Source organism: Streptomyces cyaneochromogenes, assembly GCF_003963535.1.
Lineage (GTDB): Bacteria > Actinomycetota > Actinomycetes > Streptomycetales > Streptomycetaceae > Streptomyces > Streptomyces shaanxiensis.
In genome coordinates this window covers 9,738,127-9,758,982 of record NZ_CP034539.1, presented here as the reverse complement: position 1 = coordinate 9,758,982, position 20,856 = coordinate 9,738,127, and the positions used below count along the sequence as shown (strand labels likewise).

At 72.6% G+C, this 20,856-nt stretch carries 14 protein-coding genes and 3 pseudogenes; 9 read left to right on the top strand and 8 right to left on the bottom strand.

Annotation, left to right across the window (positions count from 1 at the left end):
- Positions 1 to 91: 91 nt before the first annotated feature.
- Positions 92 to 2,473, bottom strand: a pseudogene (locus EJ357_RS43795) (phosphoketolase family protein).
- 27 nt (positions 2,474 to 2,500) lie between these two features.
- Between EJ357_RS43795 and EJ357_RS43790 the strand changes: the two are divergent.
- Positions 2,501 to 2,603: pseudogene (locus EJ357_RS43790) on the top strand (polyphosphate kinase 2); the annotation flags it as partial.
- Between the two features lie 17 nt (positions 2,604 to 2,620).
- On the opposite strand, the gene EJ357_RS43785 reads toward EJ357_RS43790, so the two are convergent.
- The 4 genes from EJ357_RS43785 to EJ357_RS43770 all read right to left on the bottom strand — a co-directional run bounded on the left by EJ357_RS43785 (position 2,621) and on the right by EJ357_RS43770 (position 6,183).
- Positions 2,621 to 3,493, bottom strand: coding sequence for a universal stress protein (locus EJ357_RS43785; RefSeq protein WP_126397832.1), 873 nt, complete (start codon positions 3,491 to 3,493; stop codon positions 2,621 to 2,623).
- Positions 3,494 to 3,498: 5 nt separating this feature from the next.
- Positions 3,499 to 4,521 (bottom strand): zinc-dependent alcohol dehydrogenase, encoded by a 1,023-nt coding sequence (locus EJ357_RS43780; RefSeq protein ID WP_126397830.1) that lies wholly within the window; start codon positions 4,519 to 4,521, stop codon positions 3,499 to 3,501.
- A 36-nt stretch (positions 4,522 to 4,557) separates the two neighbouring features.
- The gene (locus EJ357_RS43775; RefSeq protein ID WP_126397828.1) at positions 4,558 to 5,463 is read right to left on the bottom strand and encodes a universal stress protein; all 906 of its coding nucleotides are present in this window, start codon (positions 5,461 to 5,463) and stop codon (positions 4,558 to 4,560) included.
- Between the two features lie 111 nt (positions 5,464 to 5,574).
- Positions 5,575 to 6,183: a DoxX family membrane protein gene (locus EJ357_RS43770; RefSeq protein ID WP_126397823.1), complete on the bottom strand. Its 609-nt coding sequence runs from the start codon at positions 6,181 to 6,183 to the stop codon at positions 5,575 to 5,577.
- Positions 6,184 to 6,434: 251 nt separating this feature from the next.
- On the opposite strand from EJ357_RS43770, the pseudogene EJ357_RS43765 reads away from it, so the two are divergent.
- A pseudogene (locus EJ357_RS43765) lies at positions 6,435 to 8,122 on the top strand (SulP family inorganic anion transporter).
- A gap of 7 nt (positions 8,123 to 8,129) precedes the next feature.
- On the opposite strand, the gene EJ357_RS43760 reads toward EJ357_RS43765, so the two are convergent.
- Positions 8,130 to 9,086, bottom strand: a complete 957-nt coding sequence (locus EJ357_RS43760; protein WP_126397822.1) for a carbamate kinase — start codon at positions 9,084 to 9,086, stop codon at positions 8,130 to 8,132.
- 221 nt (positions 9,087 to 9,307) lie between these two features.
- Here EJ357_RS43760 and EJ357_RS43755 point away from each other — a divergent pair, with 221 nt between their 5' ends.
- The 4 genes from EJ357_RS43755 (at position 9,308) to EJ357_RS43740 (ending at position 12,724) form a co-directional block, all read left to right on the top strand.
- On the top strand, positions 9,308 to 9,772 hold the full coding sequence (locus EJ357_RS43755; protein ID WP_126397820.1) for a cyclic nucleotide-binding domain-containing protein: 465 nt from the start codon (positions 9,308 to 9,310) through the stop codon (positions 9,770 to 9,772).
- A gap of 50 nt (positions 9,773 to 9,822) precedes the next feature.
- Positions 9,823 to 10,482 (top strand): CBS domain-containing protein, encoded by a 660-nt coding sequence (locus tag EJ357_RS43750; RefSeq protein WP_126397818.1) that lies wholly within the window; start codon positions 9,823 to 9,825, stop codon positions 10,480 to 10,482.
- A gap of 294 nt (positions 10,483 to 10,776) precedes the next feature.
- Complete coding sequence (locus EJ357_RS43745; RefSeq protein ID WP_126397816.1) at positions 10,777 to 11,481, top strand: response regulator; 705 nt, start codon at positions 10,777 to 10,779, stop codon at positions 11,479 to 11,481.
- 244 nt (positions 11,482 to 11,725) lie between these two features.
- Entirely contained in the window at positions 11,726 to 12,724 is a 999-nt protein-coding gene (locus EJ357_RS43740; protein WP_126400850.1) for an Acg family FMN-binding oxidoreductase, read from the top strand.
- A 48-nt stretch (positions 12,725 to 12,772) separates the two neighbouring features.
- Here EJ357_RS43740 and EJ357_RS43735 read toward each other — a convergent pair whose 3' ends face one another.
- Both EJ357_RS43735 and EJ357_RS43730 read right to left on the bottom strand, forming a co-directional pair.
- On the bottom strand, positions 12,773 to 15,472 hold the full coding sequence (locus tag EJ357_RS43735) for a cation-translocating P-type ATPase (protein WP_228472793.1): 2,700 nt from the start codon (positions 15,470 to 15,472) through the stop codon (positions 12,773 to 12,775).
- Positions 15,473 to 15,474: 2 nt separating this feature from the next.
- Positions 15,475 to 16,353: a universal stress protein gene (locus EJ357_RS43730; protein ID WP_126397814.1), complete on the bottom strand. Its 879-nt coding sequence runs from the start codon at positions 16,351 to 16,353 to the stop codon at positions 15,475 to 15,477.
- Between the two features lie 320 nt (positions 16,354 to 16,673).
- On the opposite strand from EJ357_RS43730, the gene EJ357_RS43725 reads away from it, so the two are divergent.
- From EJ357_RS43725 to EJ357_RS43715, 3 genes are read left to right on the top strand one after another with little or no spacing between them, the layout of a single operon-like run.
- Positions 16,674 to 17,540, top strand: coding sequence for a universal stress protein (locus EJ357_RS43725; RefSeq protein WP_126397812.1), 867 nt, complete (start codon positions 16,674 to 16,676; stop codon positions 17,538 to 17,540).
- A gap of 22 nt (positions 17,541 to 17,562) precedes the next feature.
- The gene (locus tag EJ357_RS43720) at positions 17,563 to 19,896 is read left to right on the top strand and encodes a heavy metal translocating P-type ATPase (protein ID WP_407698450.1); all 2,334 of its coding nucleotides are present in this window, start codon (positions 17,563 to 17,565) and stop codon (positions 19,894 to 19,896) included.
- Positions 19,897 to 19,907: 11 nt separating this feature from the next.
- A complete protein-coding gene (locus tag EJ357_RS43715) occupies positions 19,908 to 20,855 on the top strand; it encodes an ABC transporter ATP-binding protein (protein WP_126397810.1) in 948 nt (315 codons plus the stop codon).
- The last annotated feature ends 1 nt before the right edge of the window (position 20,856 follow it).

The following is a 20,856-nucleotide window of genomic DNA, read 5'->3' as shown; positions in this document are numbered from 1 at the left end:
GGCCCTCATGGGAAGGCCGGGGATCAGGCGGTCCGGCCCCTCTCGGCGCAGGGGCATCAGGCATGCCAGGCTCGTCGGCAGCAGAGCCCGGTCAGGCGGTCCAGGCCCACTCCGCGACCTCCGGCAGGTCGGTGCCGTGCTCCCGGATCCAGGCGTGGTGGCGGGTGCGGGCGTCGGCCATCGACTGCCGTACGGCGGCGGCGCGCACCGCGAGGCGGGGGACCCGGTCGATGACGTCCATGACCAGGCGGTAGCGGTCGAGGTCGTTGCGGACGACCATGTCGAACGGTGTCGTCGTGGTGCCGGACTCCTTGTAGCCGCGTACGTGCAGATTCGGGTGGCCGGTGCGGCGGTAGGCGAGGCGATGGATCAGCCACGGATAGCCGTGGTAGGCGAAGATCACCGGCTTGTCCGCGGTGAACAGGCCGTCGTACTCGAAGTCGCTCATCCCGTGCGGATGCTCCTCACGCGGCATCAAGCGGGTCATGTCGACCACGTTCACCACGCGCACGGCCAGGCCTGGCAGGTGGCGGCGCAGCAGTTGGGCGGCGGCCAGAACCTCCTGGGTGGGCACGTCGCCGGCGCAGGCGAGCACCACGTCCGGTTCGCCGCCGTTCTCCGTGCCGGCCCAGTCCTAGATGCCGGCCCCGCGCGCGCAGTGGGCGCGGGCAGCATCCATGGACAACCAGTCGAAGCAGGGCTGCTTGCCGGCCACGATCACGTTGACGTAGTCGCGGCTGCGCAGGGCATGGTCGGCGACGGACAGGAGCGTGTTGGCGTCCGGCGGCAGATAGACCCGTACGACTTCCGGGCTCTTGTTGAGGACGTGGTCGACGAAGCCGGGGTCCTGGTGGGAGAAGCCGTTGTGGTCCTGGCGCCAGACGTGCGACGTGAGCAGGTAGTTCAAGGAGGCGATCGGGGCGCGCCACGGCAGCTCCCTCGACGTCTTCAGCCACTTGATGTGCTGGTTGACCATGGAGTCGACGATGTGGACGAAGGCCTCGTAGCAGGAGAACAGCCCGTGCCGGCCGGTCAGAAGGTAGCCCTCCAGCCAGCCCTGGCAGAGATGCTCGGAGAGGATCTCCATCACCCGGCCGTGCCGGTCCGGGTGCTCGTCGACCGGCAGTGTCCCGGCCTGCCAGGCCTTGCCGCTGGCGTCGAAGACGGCCTGAAGTCGGTTGGAGGCAGTCTCGTCCGGGCCTACGACCCGGAAGTCCCTCCGGGAACGGGTGTCCTTCATGACCTGTTCCAGGAAGTCGCCGAGGACCCGGGTCGGCTCGTGCAGGGTCGTGCCCGGCTTGTCGACCGGCACCGCGAAGCGGTCGAGGGACGGCAGCGGCAGCTCGCGCACGAGCAGGCCGCCGTTGGCGTGAGCGGTGGCACCGAGCCTCCTCGCGCCCTCGGGGACGCAGGCGAGGACGTCGGCGACGGGCCGGCCGTCGGCGTCGAACAGTTCCTCGGGACGGTACGAGCGCAGCCATGCCTCCAGCTGCCGCAGGTGCTCCGGGTTTTCCCGTACCCCTGCAAGCGGGACCTGGTGCGCGCGCCACGTGCCCTCGACGGGCACGCCGTCGACCTCGGCGGGGCCGGTCCAGCCCTTGGGAGTGCGCAGGACGCTCATGGGCCAGTGCGCGCGCTCGCCGATGCCTTCCTCGCGGGCCGTGCGCTGGAGCAGGGCGATCCGGTCGAGGGCGTCGTCGATGGCACGGGCCATGGCGCGGTGGACGGTGGCCGGGTCGTCGCCAGTGACGTAGAGGGGTTCGTGGCCGTAGCCGCGCAGCAGGGCGTCGAGTTCGTGCTGGGGCAGGCGGGACAGCACGGTCGGGTTGGCGATCTTGTAACCGTTGAGGTGCAGGATCGGCAGGACGGCCCCGTCGTGGACCGGGTCCAGGAACTTGTCGGAGTGCCAGGAGGCGGCAAGCGGGCCGGTCTCCGCCTCACCATCACCGATCACACAGGTGACCAACAGGTTCGGACTGTCGAAGGCGGCGCCCTAGGCGTGCGCGAGGGAGTAACCGAGCTCGCCGCCCTCATGGATCGACCCCGGTGTCTCCGGCGCCACGTGGCTGGGCACGCCACCGGGGAACGAGAACTGCCGGAACAGCCGTCCCATGCCGGCCGCGTCCCGGCCGACGTCCGGGTAGGTCTCGCTGTACGACCCCTCCAGCCAGGCACCTCCAAGCACGGACGGCCCGCCGTGCCCCGGGCCCCACACGCACAGGGCGTCCAGTTCGCGCTTCTTGATCACGCGGTTGAGGTGGGTATACACGAGGTTCAGGCCGGGCGACGTGCCCCAGTGGCCGAGCAGCCGCGGCTTGATGTGCTCCGCCCGCAGCGGCTCCCGCAACAGCGGGTTGGCCAGCAGATAGATCTGTCCGGCGGCCAGATAGTTGGCGGCCCGCCAGTGGGCGTCCAGGGTGCGCAGCTCGTCGTCGGTCAGAACGCTGCTGTCCTGGTGTTCGAGCTCGGGCATCGGTGACTCCGTAAGTCGTCGAGTGGGGGGCGGGACATGGTGGGCAAGGGCGGCACCACCAAAGGGGTCACCGAACACCTCAACCCGCGGGTGGCACGCATCGCGGCCCCGCCGAAGCCGACCGTGTCTCCGAGACGGGCACGGCGCTCACGTCGGCTGCGGCACGACAGCGACTGGGCAGGCCGAGTGGTGCAGTGCCGCGTGGGCTACGCGGCCGAGTTGGAGGCCGAGGTGTCCGGTGCGGCGCTTGGCGCCGACGATCAGCAGGTCGGCGCCGTGCGAGGCGTCCACCAGCACGCGGCGGGCGTGGCCCTCGACGGTACGACGGTGCAGCTCCACGTCCGCTGGGGCATCGCGCAGTGCCGCCGAGAGGGTCTCCTCGGCGTGCTGCTCGTGCAGCCGGGCGGGTGCGTCGGCCAGCAGGGGGTGGTCGGTCGTCTCGTGCGCGGGGCACCGCCAGGCCCGTAAGGCCTCCAGGGGGACCCCGCGACGTCGGGCCTCCTCGTAGGCGAAGCGCACGGCGGCCGGGTCCTCGGCCTCCTCGCCGACGCCCACGACAACGCGTCCGTGGACCGGGGGCGTGGCCTGGTTGTCGTGGCTGCCGCGCAGCACGATCACCGGGCAGTGGGCGTGCGCGGCGACCGTCAGGCTGACGGAGCCGAGCAGCGCCGCGGCGAGGCCACTGCGGCCGCGGTTGCCGACTACCAGCGCGGAGGCGTTCCGGCTCTCCCTCACCAGGGCGTACTCAGGCTCTTCGAACACGACATCGGCCGTCACCTTCAGATCGGGGTGCCGGGCTTGCGCCCGTCGGACAGCGGCACCGGTGATCTCCTGGGGCAGTGCCTGCGCGGAGGGCTTGCCGAGGTCCTTGGCCAGCGCGGCCCCTTCATAGCGCTCCCAGAGGCAGGCGTACACCACCCGTAGGGGCACGCCTCGCAGCGCGGCCTCGTCGGACGCCCAGTCCGTGGCGCGCAGGCTGGGCTCGGAGCCGTCCACGCCGACCACGATCGACAGGTCCATCGCCCTCACCGCCCCACGCCTAGGTCGAACACGATGCGAGCCTTGACCTGGCCGCGCAGAACGTCCTCGATGGACTCGTTGACAGAGGTCAACGGACGGGTCTCGCAGATGACCCTGGTGCGTCCGGCCGCGTGCAGTTGGAAGACCTCGGCGAGGTCCTGCCGGGTGCCGACGATCGAGCCGATCACGCTTGTCCCGTTCAGGACGGTGTCGAAGATCGGGACGTGCACGGTGCCGTGAGCGGGCAGGGCGACCATGACGAGCTTGCCGCCGCGTCGCAGCCCCGAGTTGACGGCTGTGAACGCGTCCTCGTTCACGGCGAGGGCGATGGCCGCGTGGGCGCCGCCGTACCGCTTGAGCACCTCGCCGACGTCGTGCTTGCGGGCGTCGACCACGAGGTCGGCGCCGAGCTCGGCGGCGAGTTCGAGCTTCTCGTCGGTCACGTCGATGGCCGCGACGGTGGCCCCGGCGATCTTCGCGTACTGCACGGCCAGGTGACCGAGCCCGCCGACCCCGGAGATCGCGACAAGCTGGGTCGGCCGCACGTCGGCTACCTTGAGCGCCTTGTACGTGGTCACACCGGCGCAGGTCAGTGGGGCGGCGTCGACGGCGGTGACACCCTGCGGTACCGGCTGGGCGAAGTCGGCCCACGCCAGCATCTTCTCGGCGTACCCTCCGTCGCAGCCGTACCCGGTGTTGATCTGCTGCTCGCACAGCGTCTCCCAGCCGGACAGGCAGTGCTCGCACCGCCCGCAGGCCTTCCCGAGCCACGGCACGGCGACCCGCTGGCCGACGCTGAGGTGGGTGACGCCATCGCCGAGCTTCTCGACGAGGCCGACGCCCTCGTGGCCGGGTATGAACGGCGGGTTGGGCTTGACGGGCCAGTCGCCGTGGGCGGCATGGATGTCGGTGTGGCAGAGCCCGGAGGCCTCGACGCGAATGCGGACCTGGCCGGGGCCGGGCTCGGGGTCGGGGCGATCCTCGATGACCAGGGGCTCGCCGAAGGCTCGGACGACCGCTGCCTTCATTGGGTCAACTCCTCACAACGGGATGAGAGATAGAGGTCAGTTGTGGGCAACGACCGCGACGGGGGCCGCGGCGTGGTGCAGGACGGCGTGGCCGACGGGGCCGATGTGGGCGCCGATCGGGCTGCGGCGGATGCGACGGCCGACGACGACCAGGGAGGCCTCGCGGGAGGCATCCACCAACCGGATGCCGGGGCTACCGGACGGGGTCTGCTCGGTGACCTCGACGTTCGGGTGCTTCTGGCGCCAGGGCCGCAGGGCTTCCGCCAGGACGGCGGCCTGTTGCCGGGCGATTTCGTCGTGCAGCTGGGTGTCGGCGGAGAGGCCGTAGACGTAGTACGGGGGCAGGTTCCAGCCGTGGATCACCCGCAGGCCTGTCTCACGGCGGGCGGCCTCCTCGAAGGCGAACTCGATCACCGCGTCGTCGGGGGTCGCCGCGTCGAGGCCGAGAACGACGGGCCGGTAGGGCGTGGCTGCGGACGGGATGCCCACCGAGTCCGGCTCGTGCTCGTCCGCGGCCTGTTCTCCGGCTCGGACGAGGACGACGGGCCGCTCGGCGTGCGCCACAGCGGAGAGACCGGCCGAGCCGACCATGAACCCGCCGAACCCACTGAGTCCCCGCGAGCCTAGGACCAGCAATTCCGCGTCGGCGGCCGCCTTGACCAAGGTGTCGGCCGACCCTCCGGTCAGGTGCTCGGTGGTCACCTCGACCCCGGGGTGGCGCAGCCTGATCCCCTCGGCTGCCTCGCGCGGCACCCGCTCGCTCCAGTGCTGCTGGGTTTCGGCACCGAGGAGCGGGGCCTGGGCCATGGGTTCCGGAACGGGCTCCCAGACATGGACGATCTTCAACGGCAGGCCGCGCAGTTTCGCCTCGCGGGCCGCCCACTCGGCCGCGGCCCGGCTTTCGGACGAGCCGTCGAGACCTGCGACAACAGTGCGGACCATGGTTCTGCCTCCTGATCGGGGATCTGTTACCAGCGTCGGATCTTGGGTGTCGCTGCTGCAGGGGCCGCTTGGTCCCCGGCCGGGACCCGACCGGCCCAACGGCCCCTGGGTTCACCGCAGCCAGGGGTTGCGGCTGACGAACGACAGCCGGGCCCATGCCTTGCCGAGTCCCCAGACCGCGCCAGCGCCAACGGCGGCCAGAGCGATCAGAACGACGGCGTACACGACGTGGTACTCGGCGAACGGGTTGGTCGACATGCTCGGCGACCCGTCGGAGAGGTGCTTGGCGGGCGGCCACTCCGCGATCCACATCAGCGCCATCATCAGCGTGCCCGCGAAGGCGGCCAGGCGAAGGCCGATACCGAGGATCAGGGCGACACCGATGCCGAGCAGACCGAGCATGAACAGCCAGTCCGCCCAGGTGTCCCCGGCCCAGTCGTGGAACGTCGACTCCATCGGACCGGCCGCGACCCCGCTGAGGAAGCCCTTGGTGGGCGAGCCGCCGTCGATCCAGCCGTTGCCGGACTGGGTGGCGTAACCGAAGCCGAACGTCTTGTCGAGGAACGCCCACAGGAAGATGAACCCGGTCAGCAGCCGCAGCCCGGCGAAGACATAGGCGCTCGTCGCCGTGGCATCGGCCGCCGCCTCGGCCGTCCGGGCCCTGCGCAGGGACGGGAGACGGAATCCCACGTGCCGGTGCGGTTGATCGTGAACTGCCATGACCTTCATCCCCCTCGGGACGGATCCGTTGTTGACACCGTCCACTGTCGTGGCGCGGACATGCCGTCGCCCGGTGCCGAAAGTCAGCATTCGTGGGGCTGAACGGCCCCTTCCTCAGGGACTGTCGGCCACCGAACCTGAACGCGCGGACGTGCCGGCCAGGGCGGTCGCGACGGATCCTGAAGGCAGTCGGCGAAAGGAACTCCATGTCCCATGGCTCGGGCGGGCACGTCTCGGGGTGGCACCGCCTGATGCCCACGATCCGCCGTCTGGCCCCCGGGGTCACCGCCCTCGCCGGTTACCGCCGCTCGTGGCTGCGCGGCGACCTGCTCGCCGGTGTCACCGTGGCCGCGTATCTCGTGCCGCAGGTGATGGCGTACGCGGGCGTGGCCGGGCTGCCGCCGGTCGCCGGGCTGTGGGCGATCCTGCCCGCCCTCGGCCTGTACGCCCTGCTGGGTTCGTCCCGGCTGCTGTCGGTCGGTCCCGAGTCGACGACCGCGCTGATGACGGCGACCGTGGTGGCCCCTCTGGCCGGCGCGGACCCCGAGCGTTATGCCGCACTGGCTGCCGCCCTCGCCGTGACGGTCGGCCTGCTGTGCCTGGCGGCCCGGGTGCTGCGTCTGGGCTTCGTCGCCGACCTGTTGTCCCGCCCGGTCCTGATCGGCTATCTGGCGGGCGTGGCCCTGATCATGATCGTGGACCAGCTGCCCAAGCTCACCGGCGTGGACACGGAGGGTTCGGGGTTCTTCCTGCAACTGTGGTCATTCGTACGGCACCTGGGGCAGGCGCATCCGGCGACGGTGGTCTTCTCCGCCGTCACGATCGCGTTCTTGTTCACCTCGGCGTGGCTGCTGCGGGCCGTGCCGGGCCCCTTGCTGGCGGCGGTGCTGGGCACAGCGGCCGTGGCCGTGTTCGATCTCGACGACAGGTACGGGATCAAGGTCATCGGCGAAGTTCCGGCCGGCTGCCCTTCGTGGCGGCGCCCGACCTGAGCGAGCTGCCGCAGCTGGTGCTGCCCGCCCTGGGTGTCCTGCTCGTCGCCTACACGGACTTCATCCTCACCGCCCGCGCGTTCGCGGGTCGCGACGACGAGGACGGCCGCCTCGACGCCGACCAGGAGTTCCTGGCGCTGGGCGTCACCAATCTCGGCGCCGGCTGGTTGCAGGGCTTCCCGGTGAGCAGCAGTGCCAGCCGTACCGCGCTCGCGTCCTCGGCGGGCGCCCGCAGCCAGGCGTACTCCTTGGTGGCGGGCGTGGCGGTGCTCGCGGTGCTGCTGTTCCTCAGCCCGCTGCTGACCCGCACTCCGTCGGCTGTGCTGGGCGCGCTGGTGGTGTACGCGGCGGTCCGCATGATGGACCTCGCGGGCTTCACCCGGCTGGCCGCCTTCCGGCGGCGGGAACTGCTCCTGTCAGTCGGCTGCCTGATCGGCGTGCTCACCCTGGACCTGCTGTACGGCGTGCTGGTCGCCGTCGGCCTGTCCGTGGCCGAGCTGCTGAGCCGGGTGGCCCGGCCGCACGACGCCGTCGAGGGGCTGGTCCCCGGAGTGGCCGGTATGCACGACGTGGACGACTACCCGCAGGCCCGCACCATCCCCGGGCTGCTCGTCTACCGCTACGACTCGCCGCTGTTCTTCGCCAACGCGCAGGACTTCCACCGCCGCGCCCTGGCCGCCGTCGACGAACAGACCGGCCCCGTCCGCTGGTTCGTCCTCAACACCGAGGCGAACGTGGAGGTCGACATCACCGCTCTGGACGCGGTGGACGGCCTGCGCCGTGAGCTGACCCGGCGCGGCATCGTCTTCGCGCTGGCCCGGGTGAAGCAGGACCTGCTGGACGATCTGGAGGCGTACGGGCTGGCGGAATCGGTGGGCCGGGGGCTGATCTTCCCGACGTTGCCGTCGGCCGTGGCCGCGTACCGGAAGTGGAGCGGCGAGCAGTGACCGGGCGTCAGGCGCCCGGCAGATCGGGCCGTACGAGAGTCCCGGAACGGCCGTGCACGATCTCGTACGCCGCGTCCAGCGCCCCGATCGCGGCCAGTTGGCCGGTGTTCTCGACGAAACGGGCCGCGGCCTCGGCCTTGGGACCCATCGACTGGTGCGCGATGGGGGTACCTCCCACGCCTTCGAGGCAGTGGGGGAGAGCGTCGCGCAGTTCGGCCGGCGTGGTGTCGAGGACGGGCCGCTGGTCGGGGGTGCCGTAGTCGGCGTAGACGTTCGGTACGTCGGTGAGCACGAGCAGGAAGTCCGCCTTCAGGTCCTCGGCCAGCCGGGCGGCCGCGAGGTCCTTGTCCACGACGGCGTCCACGCCGTGCAGCGCTCCGGTGGCCCGGTCGGCCACGACGGGAACGCCTCCGCCGCCGGCGCACACCACCAGGGTCCCCGTCTCCAGCAGCACCCGGACGGTGTCGCCCTCCACGATCCGCTCGGGCGAGGGCGCGGGGACCACACGACGCCAGCCATGCCGGTCCTCGGCCATGTGCCAGCCGTACTTCGCCGTCAGGAAGCGGGCCGGCTTCTCGGGGTAGATCGGGCCGACCAACTGGGTGGGGTACTCGAAGGCGGGGTCGTCGGCACGTACCCGGGTGTGGGTGAGGAGCGTGACGACCCTGCGTCCGGGGAGCACGTCGTGCAGGGTGCGGGCCAGGAGGGTGCCGATCATGCCCTGCGTCTGGGCGCCGAGCAGATCCAGCGGGTAAGGGGCGGTGAGGGCCGCGTCGGCCGTGCTCTGGGCCGCGAGGAGGTCGAGCTGGGGTGCGTTGCCGTGAGTGACGACGAGTTCGTGGTCGTGGGCCAAGGCGGCGATCGCGGTGGCGACGCGGACGATGTTGGTGGTCTGGACGTCCGCGTCGGGGCGCTCACCGCGGTGCAGCAGCGCGTTGCCGCCGAGGGCGACGACGATACGCATGACTTCCGCCCCTCTCCCCGCCTCGCTCCGTGGTATCCGCGCCGAGTGGCGCTCCCTCCCTCACCATCGAACGACGGACCCGCCCGTCCGCACAGGGTGCCGAAGGGCTCGCGCGGGCCGCCAGGTGGCCCGGTCCTGGGGCCGGGTGGCCCATGGCCCTGGCGGTTGTGCGTACTCACGCTGGAGGTGGTAGCTCCGTGCGCACGACCTGGAGGCATCCCATGAACGCACCCGCATCGACGAGCATGCCTCGGGCGCTGCCCGCCGACCACCGGGAACGGCTGCTGGGGGTCGCCCGCGAGGTGTCCTTCCCGCTGGGCGCCCGGCTCTTCGAGGAGGGCGGGCAGGCCGACCGGTTCTGGATCATCCGGACCGGCACGGTCGACCTGGACATGCGCGTGCCCGGCCGCCGGGCCGCCGTCATCGAGTCGCTCGGCCACAACGAGCTCCTGGGCTGGTCCTGGCTGTACCCGCCGCACGTCTGGCATCTGGGCGCGGAGGCGACCTCGCTGCTGCGGGCGTACGAGTTCGACGCCAGGCCCGTTCGCGCGATGTGCCAGAGCGACCCCGAGTTCGGCCGGAGCATCGCCCGGTGGGTGGGCGAGGTCGTGGCCCACCGCCTGCAGGCGGCCCGTGTCCGGCTGCTGGACCTGTACGCCCCGTACGGCAGCGGGACCGTGCACTGATCACGCTCGGCGCCCCGGCCGAAACCCATCAAGGAGTTGAAGGAGTCATCGTGCCCGGATCACCGCACATCGTGCGTGACGTGATGACCCGTGACGTCGCCGTCGCCGACCGCGACGCCGCGTTCAAGGACATCGTACGGACCCTGCAGGACCGCAAGGTCAGCGCCCTGCCCGTGGTCGACGGCGAGGGCCGGGTCGTCGGCGTTGTCTCCGAAGCCGATCTGCTGCCCAAGGAGGAGTTCCGCGACAGCGACCCCGACCGGTACACGCAGCTGCGCCGGCTGTCCGACCTGGCGAAAGCTGGTTCGGTGACCGCGGGCGAGCTGATGACCCGTCCCGCCCTCACCGTCACGGCCGACACGACGCTCGCGCAGGCCGCCCGGACCATGGCACGCGCCAGGGTCAAGCGCCTGCCCGTGGTCGACGCGGACGGACGCCTGGAGGGTGTCGTCAGCCGGACCGACCTGCTGAAAGTGTTCCTGCGGAGCGACGAGGAGATCGCGGAGGAGGTACGGCGAGAGGTCGTGGCCTATCTCTTCCCGGTCCCCGGATCGGCGGTACGCATCGACGTCCTCGACGGCGTCGTGCGCCTGGGCGGCCGGATCCGGGACACGTCGCTGGTACCGGTGGCGGCGCGGCTGGTGCGGGCGGTAGAGGGGGTTGTGGACGTGGTGTTCGAGCTGGACGGGCGGGACACCCCGGCGGCGTGAGGCAGCGGCCTGCCCTTGCCTCACCCACGCTCTGGGGGCGACTCCGCCATTTCCGCGCCGGACAGTCCATCCCGCGCGCCGCCTGAGGGGCAGAATGGAAGCCGAACACCGGCAGAACGCTCAGCGCACGCACCACCGTCAGGCGCCGACGGACCAGTGCGCAGGGTCCCGGTCGGGGCGCGCCGAGGGAACGGGTTGGGCCGGTCGGCCCTAGTCGCGGAGGCCCGGGCGCGTGATGATCGTCGTCAGGACGGCTCGCAGGTCCGTCACGCACCCGGGGAACAAGGGGTCCACATGACCGAGGCACGCACCTTCACCGCGCAGGTCCCGATCCGCGTCTTCCTGCTGGACGACCATGAGGTGGTCCGTCGCGGGCTCTGCGACCTGCTGGACGCCGAGCCGGACATCTCCGTCGTCGGTGACGCCGCGAACGTCGAGCATGCCCTGGTCCGGGCCCCCGCCGTACGCCCGGACGTGGCCGTGCTCGACGTACGCCTCCCGGACGGCGACGGCATCACCGTCTGCCGTGAGCTGCGCAGCCAGATGCCGGAGCTGGCCTGTCTGATGCTGACGTCGTTCGACGACGAGGACGCCCTGCTCGACGCGATCATGGCCGGGGCGTCCGGCTATGTGCTCAAACAGATCCGCGGGTCGGACCTGGTGTCGGCGGTGCGGACGGTCGCCTCGGGGCAGTCCATGCTCGACCCGGCGACGACAGCCCGGCTGATGCGCTCGCTGCGCGCCGAACCCGCCGAGGCGCCGGCCGAGGCGCCGGAGCTCGCGGGGCTGTCACCGCGTGAGCGGGAGATCCTCGCGCTCATCGGGGACGGACTCACCAACCGAGAGATCGGCAAGAGGCTGTACCTGTCGGAGAAGACCGTCAAGAACCACATCTCCCGGCTGCTGGCCAAGCTGGGTGTCCAACGCCGCGTCCAGGCCGCCGTTCTCGCCACGCACCTGGAGCAGCCCGAGACGACGGGTGACCGTCCGGCACGCTGACGCGAGCCACGGCTGTACCGCACGCCGAGCCGAACCGACGCCGCTCGGCGCACCGTTGGAGCGTCCTGCGCCCAAGCTGATCCGAACCGAAGCCGCCCGACAGGCCGTTGGGCCCTCCGGCACGCTGTCGGGCCGTACGGCCCATGCCCTGACGGTGGCATGCGGGCCACCCTGGGAAGGGTCATCGAGCCGCCCCACCGCCCTCTCTGTGCGGGGCGGCGGGGAGGAGCCCTCCGTGCCCACCATGCCCACCGCGCTTCCTGGCGTTCCGACCCTGGAGACGTTCGTCTCGGCGGCGTCGGCCGCTCCCTCGATCCACAACACCCAGCCCTGGCGGTTCCGCCTCGACCCGGACGACGACGCGCTGGAGATCCGTGCGGCGGCCGAGCGCGGCCTGCGTCATACCGACCCGTCGGCGCGCGCCCTGCACATCTCCGTGGGCTGCGCGCTGTTCAATCTCCGCGTCGCCGTGGCCCACTTCGGCCGGGTGCCGGTGACCCGGCTGCTGCCCCGCCCCGACGAACCCGGCCTGCTCGCGACCGTACGGCTGGGCGGTCCGGCCCGCTTCTCGACAGCCCCTCGGCTGTACGACGCCCTGTGGCACCGGCACAGCAGTCGGCTGCCCTTCGCCGACCTGCCGCTCCCCGGCGCTGTCCTGGCCGAACTCGCCGAAGCCGCTCACACCGAGGGTGCCGTGCTCGGCCGGCACGACCCAGACGCAACCGACCGGGTGCTGCGCCTTACGCGCGAGGGGGAGCAGCGCACCACGGCCGACCCGGACCGGTCCGCGGAGAGCCGCCGCTGGGCCCAGGAGCCGGACCACACGGGGCTCGGCATCCCGCCGTCGGCCGTCGGAGCGCAGGATTACCGCGACCGCATCCCCATGCGGGACTTCGGCGCCCACCGCCACCCTGCGGCCCTGACCGCCCGCCCGTTCGAGGCCCGGCCGACGATCGCGGTGCTGTCCACCGCGCACGACCGGCGTGCAGACTGGCTGCGGGCCGGGCAGGCCCTGGAACGCGTCCTGCTGGTAGCCACCGCCCACGGCATCCGGACATCGCTGCTGCACCAGGCGCTCGAATGGCCCGACCTGCGCGAGCAGCTCGGACCCACGCCGCACGACGACCGGCGGGGCCACGCCCAGATGATGATCCGCCTGGGCTACGGCCCGAAGGGTCCGCCATCCCCGCGGCGTACGGTGTCGCAGACGCTGGAGGGCGGCGTACTGCCGATTCCCCGCTGAGCAGGGGGCGATGAGCCGTAGGCGGGGGCAGAAGGCGCTGCCTACCGCTCATCGCTGCCCCGACCGTGCGAGCCGCCGCACCCCACGTACGGCCAGCTCCACCAGCAGGACCGTGGATGCCGTCCCCAGGCACACCGCCCACTGCCCCGCGTCGAGCGGCACCGTGCCGAACACCGTGCGCGCCCACGGCAGATGGACGGCGAGGACCTGCACCGCCAGCACACCGGCCAGACACAGCCACAGCGTCCTGTTGCGGAACTGGTGGCGGCCGAGCAGAGGACCGTTGTCCGCGCGGGCACTCAGGGCGTTGAACAGCTGGAAGAGGACGAACGTGGTGAACGCCATGGTCAGCGCGGTGTCGGTGTCGACCTGTTCGCGGGCGAGGGCCAGCACTGCCACCGTGCCCAGCGCCATGACCGCGCCGGCCCGGGTGATGGCCAGCAGTCGGCGGGCGTCCAGGATCCGCTCCGCCGGGTCGCGCGGCGGATGGCGCATCACGTCGTCGCGGGCGGGGTCGACGGCCAGCGCCATGGCGGGCGGGCCGTCCATGATGATGTTGACCCAGAGCAGTTGGGCCGCGGTCAGCGGGGCGGGCAGGCCTGCGAGGGAGGCGGCCAGCAGGGTCAGGATGGCGCCGACGTTGGTCGCCAGCTGGAAGCGGACGAACTTGACGATGTTGTCGTAGATCGCGCGTCCCTCGCGCACGGCCCGCACGATCGTGGAGAAGTCGTCGTCGGTGAGGACGACGTCGGAGGCCTCCTTGGCCACGTCCGTGCCGGTGCGGCCCATCGCCACGCCGATGTGGGCGGCCCGCAGCGCCGCCGCGTCGTTCACGCCGTCGCCGGTCATGGCGACGATGTGTCCCCGGGCCGTCAGGCCCCGCACGATCAGCACCTTGTGCTCCGGGGCGACCCGCGCGAACACACCGATGTCGTCGATGCGCGCGGCGAGTTCGTCCTCGCCCATCCGGTCCAGCTCGGCACCGGTCACCACCTGGCCGTCGATGTCGAGCTCGCGGGCGATGGCCGTGGCGGTGTCGGCGTGGTCACCGGTGATCATCTTCACCGCGACGCCCGCCGAGCGGCACAGCGCCATCGCGTCCCTGGCCTGGGGCCGCGGCGGATCGGCGATCCCGGCGATGGAGACGAGGGTGAGACCCGCAAGCGTGGTGGGGTCCGGCGTGCCGTCCACCAGGGCGGTGGCGGCGCCGAGGACGCGCAGTCCCGAGCCGCCGAGCCGTGTGGCCACGGCCTCGATCTCGCCCCGCTGCCCGTCGTCCAGGGTGCGTACGCCGTCGTCCGTCTCTACGTCGGTGCACAGGCCCAGCAGGACGTCCACCGCGCCCTTGACGTGGACGCGGGTGCGGCCGTCGGTCTCGGGGTGGAAGGTCGCCATGTACTTGGTGGCCGCGTCGAAGGGCAGCTCGCCGGTGCGCGGCAGCTCGGCCCGTAGCCCGTCGGCATCGACACCGGTCTTGGCGGCGAGGACGACCAGCGCGGCCTCCGTGGGATCGCCCACGAAACCCTCGTCGGTCAAGTGGGCGTCGTTGCAGAGGGCGAAGGGCAGGACCGCGCACAGGAGTTGGTCTTCGTGTCCCTCGCCGCCGCGGACGGTGCCCCGGGTGCCGTAGCCCTCGCCGGTCACCTCGTAGAGCCTTCCGGCGGTCCAAAGGGACCGTACGGTCATCTCGTTGAGGGTCAGCGTGCCCGTCTTGTCACTGCACACGACGGTCGCCGAGCCGAGGGACTCGACCGAGGCCAGGCGTTTGACGATGGCGCCACGCCCGGCCATGCGGTAGACGCCGAGCGCGAGCGTCAGGGCCAGGACGGCGGGCAGCCCTTCGGGGATCGCAGCGACCGCGAGGGCCACCGCCCGCAGGCCGATGTCCGCCAGGCTCTCCCCCTCGACCAGGGCGACGAGCGCGTAGGCGACGACCGCGACGCCGCTCAGCAGCGCGAGCCGGCGGCCGAGGCTGTCCAGCTGGATCTGGAGCGGGCTGGCCGGCTCGGGGCCGGTGCGCAACGCCTCGGCGATCGCGCCGAGTTCGGTGCGCATACCGGTGGCCGTGACGATCATCTCGGCACGGCCCCGGGTCACCGCCGTGTTCATGAACAGCATGCTGCTGCGTTCGGCGAGCGGCACCGGGCCGGTCGCCGTGGGTTCGACGGCTGTGGTGCTCTTGGTGACCGGCTGGGACTCTCCGGTCAGGGCCGCCTCGGCGACCTCCACCGACTCCGCGACGGTGAGCCGCCCGTCGGCGGGGACGCGGTCGCCGGCCTCCAGCACAACCACGTCGCCGGGTACGAGGGTATGGGCCTCGACCACTCGTTCCGTGCCGTCGCGGCGTACGCGGGCGGTGGGCACGAGCATCCGGTGCAGCGCCTCCAGGCTGCGCTCGGCGCGCCGCTCCTGGAGGTAACCGAGGACGGCGTTGATCTGGAGGACGACGGTGATGACGACGGCATCCTTGATGTCGCCGATGGCACCGGCCACCACGGCGGCGATCAGCAGGATGCCGATCAGCCAGTTGCGGAACTGGTCCAGGAACTTGAGCCATTCGGGCCGCCGGGCCGGTTCGGCCAGCAGGTTCGGTCCGAAGGCCGTGGCGCGCTCATGGGCCTCGCGCGTGCTCAGACCCGTCGCCGGGTCGACGCCGAGACGAGCCGCCGCCTGCTCGGGGGCGAGCCGATGGACGTCCGCCCCCGCAACCGGCTCCGGCGCGACCTCTGCCGCCAGTCGCTCGCCCACGGTCACACCTCGCCCGTCCGGACCACGGCGACCGGGCAGTGCGCGTGGTGCAGCACCGCCTGACTGACCGATCCCAGCAGCAGCCCGGCGAAACCGCCCCGTCCGCGCGCCCCGACCACGACGAGCCCGGCCTCGGCGCTCGCCTCTATGAGCGAGTGCCGGATCCGGCCGCGCACCAGGGTGCGGTGCACGGCGACGTCCGGGTACTTCTCCCCCAGTCCGCCCAGCGCCTCGGCGAGCACCCGCTCCGCCTCGTCGCGCAGCCGGTCCTCGTCGTACGTCACGAAGGGCGGGTCGGACGGTCCGTCGTAGGCGCGCTCGGACTGGGTGTTCCAGGCGTGCAGGGCCACCAGGTCCGTGCCGTGCAGAGAGGCTTGCGCGAAGGCGAACTCGGCGGCCCCGCGGGCGGCGGGCGAGCCGTCGACGGCGAGGAGGACGGGCCCGGCCGGGTCGGGCCTGCCGCGCACCACCAGCACCGGGCATGCGGCGTGGGCGGCCAGATGACCGGCGGTGGAGCCGAGCAACAGAGCGCCGAAACGGCTCAGGCCCCGGCTGCCGACGACGGCCAGGGACGCCGAGCGGGACTCGATCTCCAGCACCATCACCGGTTCACCGACCAGGACCTCGCGCATGACATCGATCCCGGGCGCGGCCTCGTGCGCGCGCCGCTGGGCCTTGGCGAGCGTGCCGTCGATCAGTTCACGCAGCCCGGCTCCGCTCGGCTCCCAGGGCCGGCCGGGCGGCACGTGCGCGGCCGGCCAGCTGAAGGCATGCACCAGCCGCAGCCCCACCCCCCGCAGCCCGGCCTCGCGCGCAGCGACCTCCACGGCCGCCATGCTCGACGGCGAGCCGTCCACCCCCACCACTACCGGGCCGTTCATCTCGCTCCCCTTTCCCGACGGGATCCACGGACGCGTACGACGTCCCCGTGCCGGGCCCGTCAGGCTCCCTACGACGGGGCGAGGGCAGCACCATGCGGCCGGGCCCCTGACCCGGCGATCTCCACCGGGCCGTCCTCGCCCCACTCCTGTCCTCCCAGACTCGCCCCGCCGGTCGGACCCCGCACAGGGCCGTACGGGCCCGGGAACGCCCCCATCCGGCCCTCGTCCCGGCAACGGCCGGACTCCCACGCTGGAAGCGGCGAGGGAAGACACGCGCGGCGGCGGGGAACCGTTTGCGGCGCCTACACCGGAGGTGCGTCATGACCGGACCTGTCGTCGTCGGACTCGACGGTTCGCCCGCGAGCGTGACGGCCGCGTGGTGGGCCGCCCGTGAGGCCGTGGACCGTCATCTGCCCTTGGTACTGCTCCACTCCTGGACCACGCAGCCCTTGGACGTGCCCATCGTCCAGGAGGCGCACAGCAAGCAGCGCTACGGCCGGGAGCTCCTGGAGCGAGCCTCTGCGGAGTTGTTGCATCACCACGGTGACCTGGCCCTGACCACGGAACTGGTGTCGGCTCCTGCCGCACACGCCCTGTTGGAGCGCGGCGAGAGCGCGTCGATGCTCGTGCTCGGCTCGCGCGGGCACGGCTCCGTGGCGAGCTTCCTGCTCGGCTCCATCAGCCTGCATGTGCTGGGGCTCACGCCCTGTCCGACCGTCGCCGTGCGGGCGGGCGATCCGGCCGTCGAGGCGGGCTGGGGCCACCCCGCGGCGGCGGACCGCGACGAGGTCGTGGTCGGGGTGCAGGAGCCGGGAGGGGTGGCCGACCCGCTGCTGGAGTTCGCGTTCACCGCGGCCGCGGCGCGCGGCGCGCGGCTGCGGGCCGTGCGGGCGCTGCCCCTGACCTCGCTCGCCGCCCGGCTCGACGAGGACCCCGAGGCCGAGGAGCGCGCGCGGCTCGCCGGCGCGCTGGCACCGTGGCGGGAGAAGTTCCCCGACGTCCCCGTCACCAAGCATGTGGCCGTGGGCCCCGCCACGCAGGTGCTGCTGACCGCGTCCGCCCATGGCTGCCTCACCGTCGTCGGGCGCAGGCGCCATCCGTCGCACCTGACCTGGAAGCTCGGGCCGGTCGCCCACGCGGCCCTGCACCATGTGCCGTGCCCCGTGGCCGTCGTCCCGCACGACTGAGCCGCCCGGGGCGAGGACCGTCATGAACCGCTTCCTTCAGGAGAGGCCGTCGCACCGGCTGCTGACGGCCTTCTCCCGTATGCCGCCGCTGGAATCGCTCCTGCTGGCCGACACCGTCGTCGCCCTGACCGTGGGCGGGGTCTTCTGGCTCGCGGGCGCCACCGGCCTCGCCGACCTGTGCTGGGCCCTGGGCACGGTCGTCGCGGTGGGGCCGGCGGTCGGCTGGGTGCTGGGCGCGTTGCGCCGCGGCCAGGCGGGCGTGGACCTGATCGCGGTCCTGGCGCTGGGCGGCACCCTTGCCGTGGGCGAGTACCTGGCCGGATCCCTGATCGCGCTGATGCTCGCCACCGGACGGGCGCTGGAGGCGTCCGCGCGGCAGCGGGCCTCGCGCGATCTGCGCGCCCTGCTGGAGCACGCGCCCCGCACCGCCCGGCGCCGCACCGGCACCGACGTGCGTACGGTGCCCCTGACCGAAGTCGCCGTCGGTGACCTGCTGGTCGTCGGGCCCGGCGAGGTCGTCCCCGTCGACGGGAGCGTGGCGGACGACCCGGCCGAGCTCGACGAGTCCGTTCTCACCGGAGAACCGCTGGCCGTGCGGCACGCGCCGGGCGAGTCGGTGCGCAGTGGTGCGGTCAACGCGGGCGGTGCCTTCGAACTGCGTGCCACCGCGACGGCGCAGGACAGCACGTACGCCGGGATCGTGCGGCTGGCCCGGCAGGCCTCCGCGGAGTCGGCGCCCGTGGTGCGGCTCGCCGACCGGTACGCGGCCTGGTTCCTGCCGCTCACCGTGGCCGTGGCAGGGCTGACCTGGCTGATCAGCGGTTCCGCCGTGCGGGCGGTGGCGGTTCTGGTGGTCGCCACGCCGTGCCCGCTGCTGCTGGCGGCACCGGTGGCCGTGGTCTCCGGGCTGTCGCGGGCCTCGCGCCTGGGCGTGGTGATCCGGGACGGCGGAGCGCTGGAGAACCTCGGCCGGGCCCGCACACTGCTGCTGGACAAGACCGGCACCCTCACCGGCGGCCATCCCCGGGTGCTCGACGTGATCGCCGCCCACGGCTGGCAGCCGTCCCAGGTGCTGCGGCTGGCCGCCTCGCTCGACCAGTACTCGCCGCACGTCCTCGCGCGCGCCCTTGTCGACGCCGCCCGGGAGCGGGGACTGCGGTTGTCCATGCCCACGGACGTGTCCGAGGAGCCGGGCCGTGGCGCGCGGGGCACCATCGCGGGGCGTCGCATGGGCGTAGGCGGCCTCGACGCCGGTACGGAGAAGCCCGCCTGGGCCCGCTCGGCGGACAACCGGGCCGTCCTGGACGGGGCGACCGTCGTCTGGCTCACCGTGGACAGTCGCCCGGTCGGTGCCGTCCTGCTGCGCGACCCGCTGCGCCACGACGCGCCACGCACGCTGCGCCGGCTGCGCTCGGCGGGCATCGAACGGCTCGTCATGCTCACCGGCGACCGCGCCGAACCCGCCCACGAGGTCGGCGCCGTGCTCGGACTCGACGACGTGCGGGCGAGCCTGTCCCCGGCCGACAAGGTCACCGCGGTGCGGGCCGAACGCGAGGGCGCCGTCACCGTGATGGTGGGCGACGGCGTGAACGACGCGCCCGCCCTCGCCGCTGCCGACGTCGGTGTCGCGATGGGCTCACGGGGTTCCACGGCGTCCTCCGAGGCCGCCGACATCGTGCTGACCACCGACCGGGTGGACCGCCTGGCCGACGCCGTCGCCATCGCCGTACGGTCCCGGCGCATCGCCGTGCAGAGCGCGCTCGGCGGCATGGCGCTGTCGCTGATCGCGATGGCCGCGGCCGCCCTCGGCCTGCTCCCGCCCGCCGTCGGCGCCCTGCTCCAGGAGGGTATCGACGTCGCGGTGATCCTCAACGCCCTGCGCGCGCTGGGCGACGACCGCGGGGCACGCCCGGCGCTCCAGCCTTCCACTCAGGCCCTCATCCACCGCTTCGCGGCCGAGCACGACGACCTTCAGGACGTCCTGGAGGCCGTGCGCTCCGCCGCCGACCAGCTCTCGGACAGCCCCGGACCACAGGCCCTCGCGGCCGTGCGCAACGTGCACCGTCTGCTCACCGAACGGCTCCTGCCGCACGAGTACGCCGAGGAGCACCAGCTCTACCCGGCCCTCGCCCCCACGCTCGGCGGCCCCGAGGCCACCGCCACGATGAGCCGCGCCCACGTCGAGATCGACCGCCTCGCCCACCGCATCGCCACGCACCTCACCCTGGTCGGCCCCGACGGGAGCCTGGCCCCGGAGCAACTCGACGACCTGCGGGCCTGCCTGTACGGGCTGCACACGGTGCTGCGGCTGCACTTCACGCAAGAAGAAGAGAACTACTTCTCCCTCGCACCATGAGGTGGCGCCAAATGAAGAACGTCCTCGAATGCTCCCACCTCGTACGGCGGTTCGGCGAGCGCACCGCCGTCGACGACGTGAGCCTGAGCATCGCCCCGGGCGAGACGTACGGCCTGCTCGGGCCGAACGGAGCGGGCAAGACGACGACGATCAGGATGGTGTGCGGGCTGCTGCGCCCCGACGCCGGGACCGTGCACGTGGCGGGCCTGCCGGTGAACACCGCCGCCGGGCCGGCCAAGCAGCTCATCGGCTTCGTCCCGCAGGACGTGGCGCTCTATCCGGACCTGAGCGTCCGCGAGAACCTCCGGTTCTTCGGCCGCCTCTACCGGCTGCCCCGCCGCCGGTTGGAACGTCGGGTCGACGAGGTGCTGCACCTCATCGACCTCGGCGGCCGGGCCCGCGACCGCGTCGACTCCCTGTCGGGCGGTATGCGCCGGCGTCTCAACATCGGCGCCGGGCTGGTGCATTCGCCGACGCTGCTGGTGCTGGACGAGCCGACCGTCGGAGTCGATCCGCAGAGCCGGCACGCGATCCTGGAGAGCGTCACCCGGTTCGGAGAGGAGGGCATGGCCGTCCTCTACACCACGCACTACATGGAGGAGGCCGAGCGGCTCTGCGACCGCGTCGGCATCATCGACCGGGGCGGTCTCGTCGCCGAGGGGACCCCGCGAGAGCTGGTGGCGCTGGTGGCCGAGCGGGACCGGGTGCGGCTGACCGCCGTCGGCGGCCTCACGGCCTACGCGGACGCGTGCCGCCGCCTCGCCCGGGTCGAGGGCGCGGCGCGTTCGGGCGACAAGGGCGATGTGGTCGAGCTGGTCGTCAAGGACGCCCGCAGCCTGCTGCCGGACCTGCTCGATCTGGCCCACGCGCTGGACGTCGGCATCCGCAGCGTGGAGATCGACGAGCCCGACCTGGAGGCGGTGTTCCTCCATCTGACCGGCACCGCGCTGAGGGAGTGAG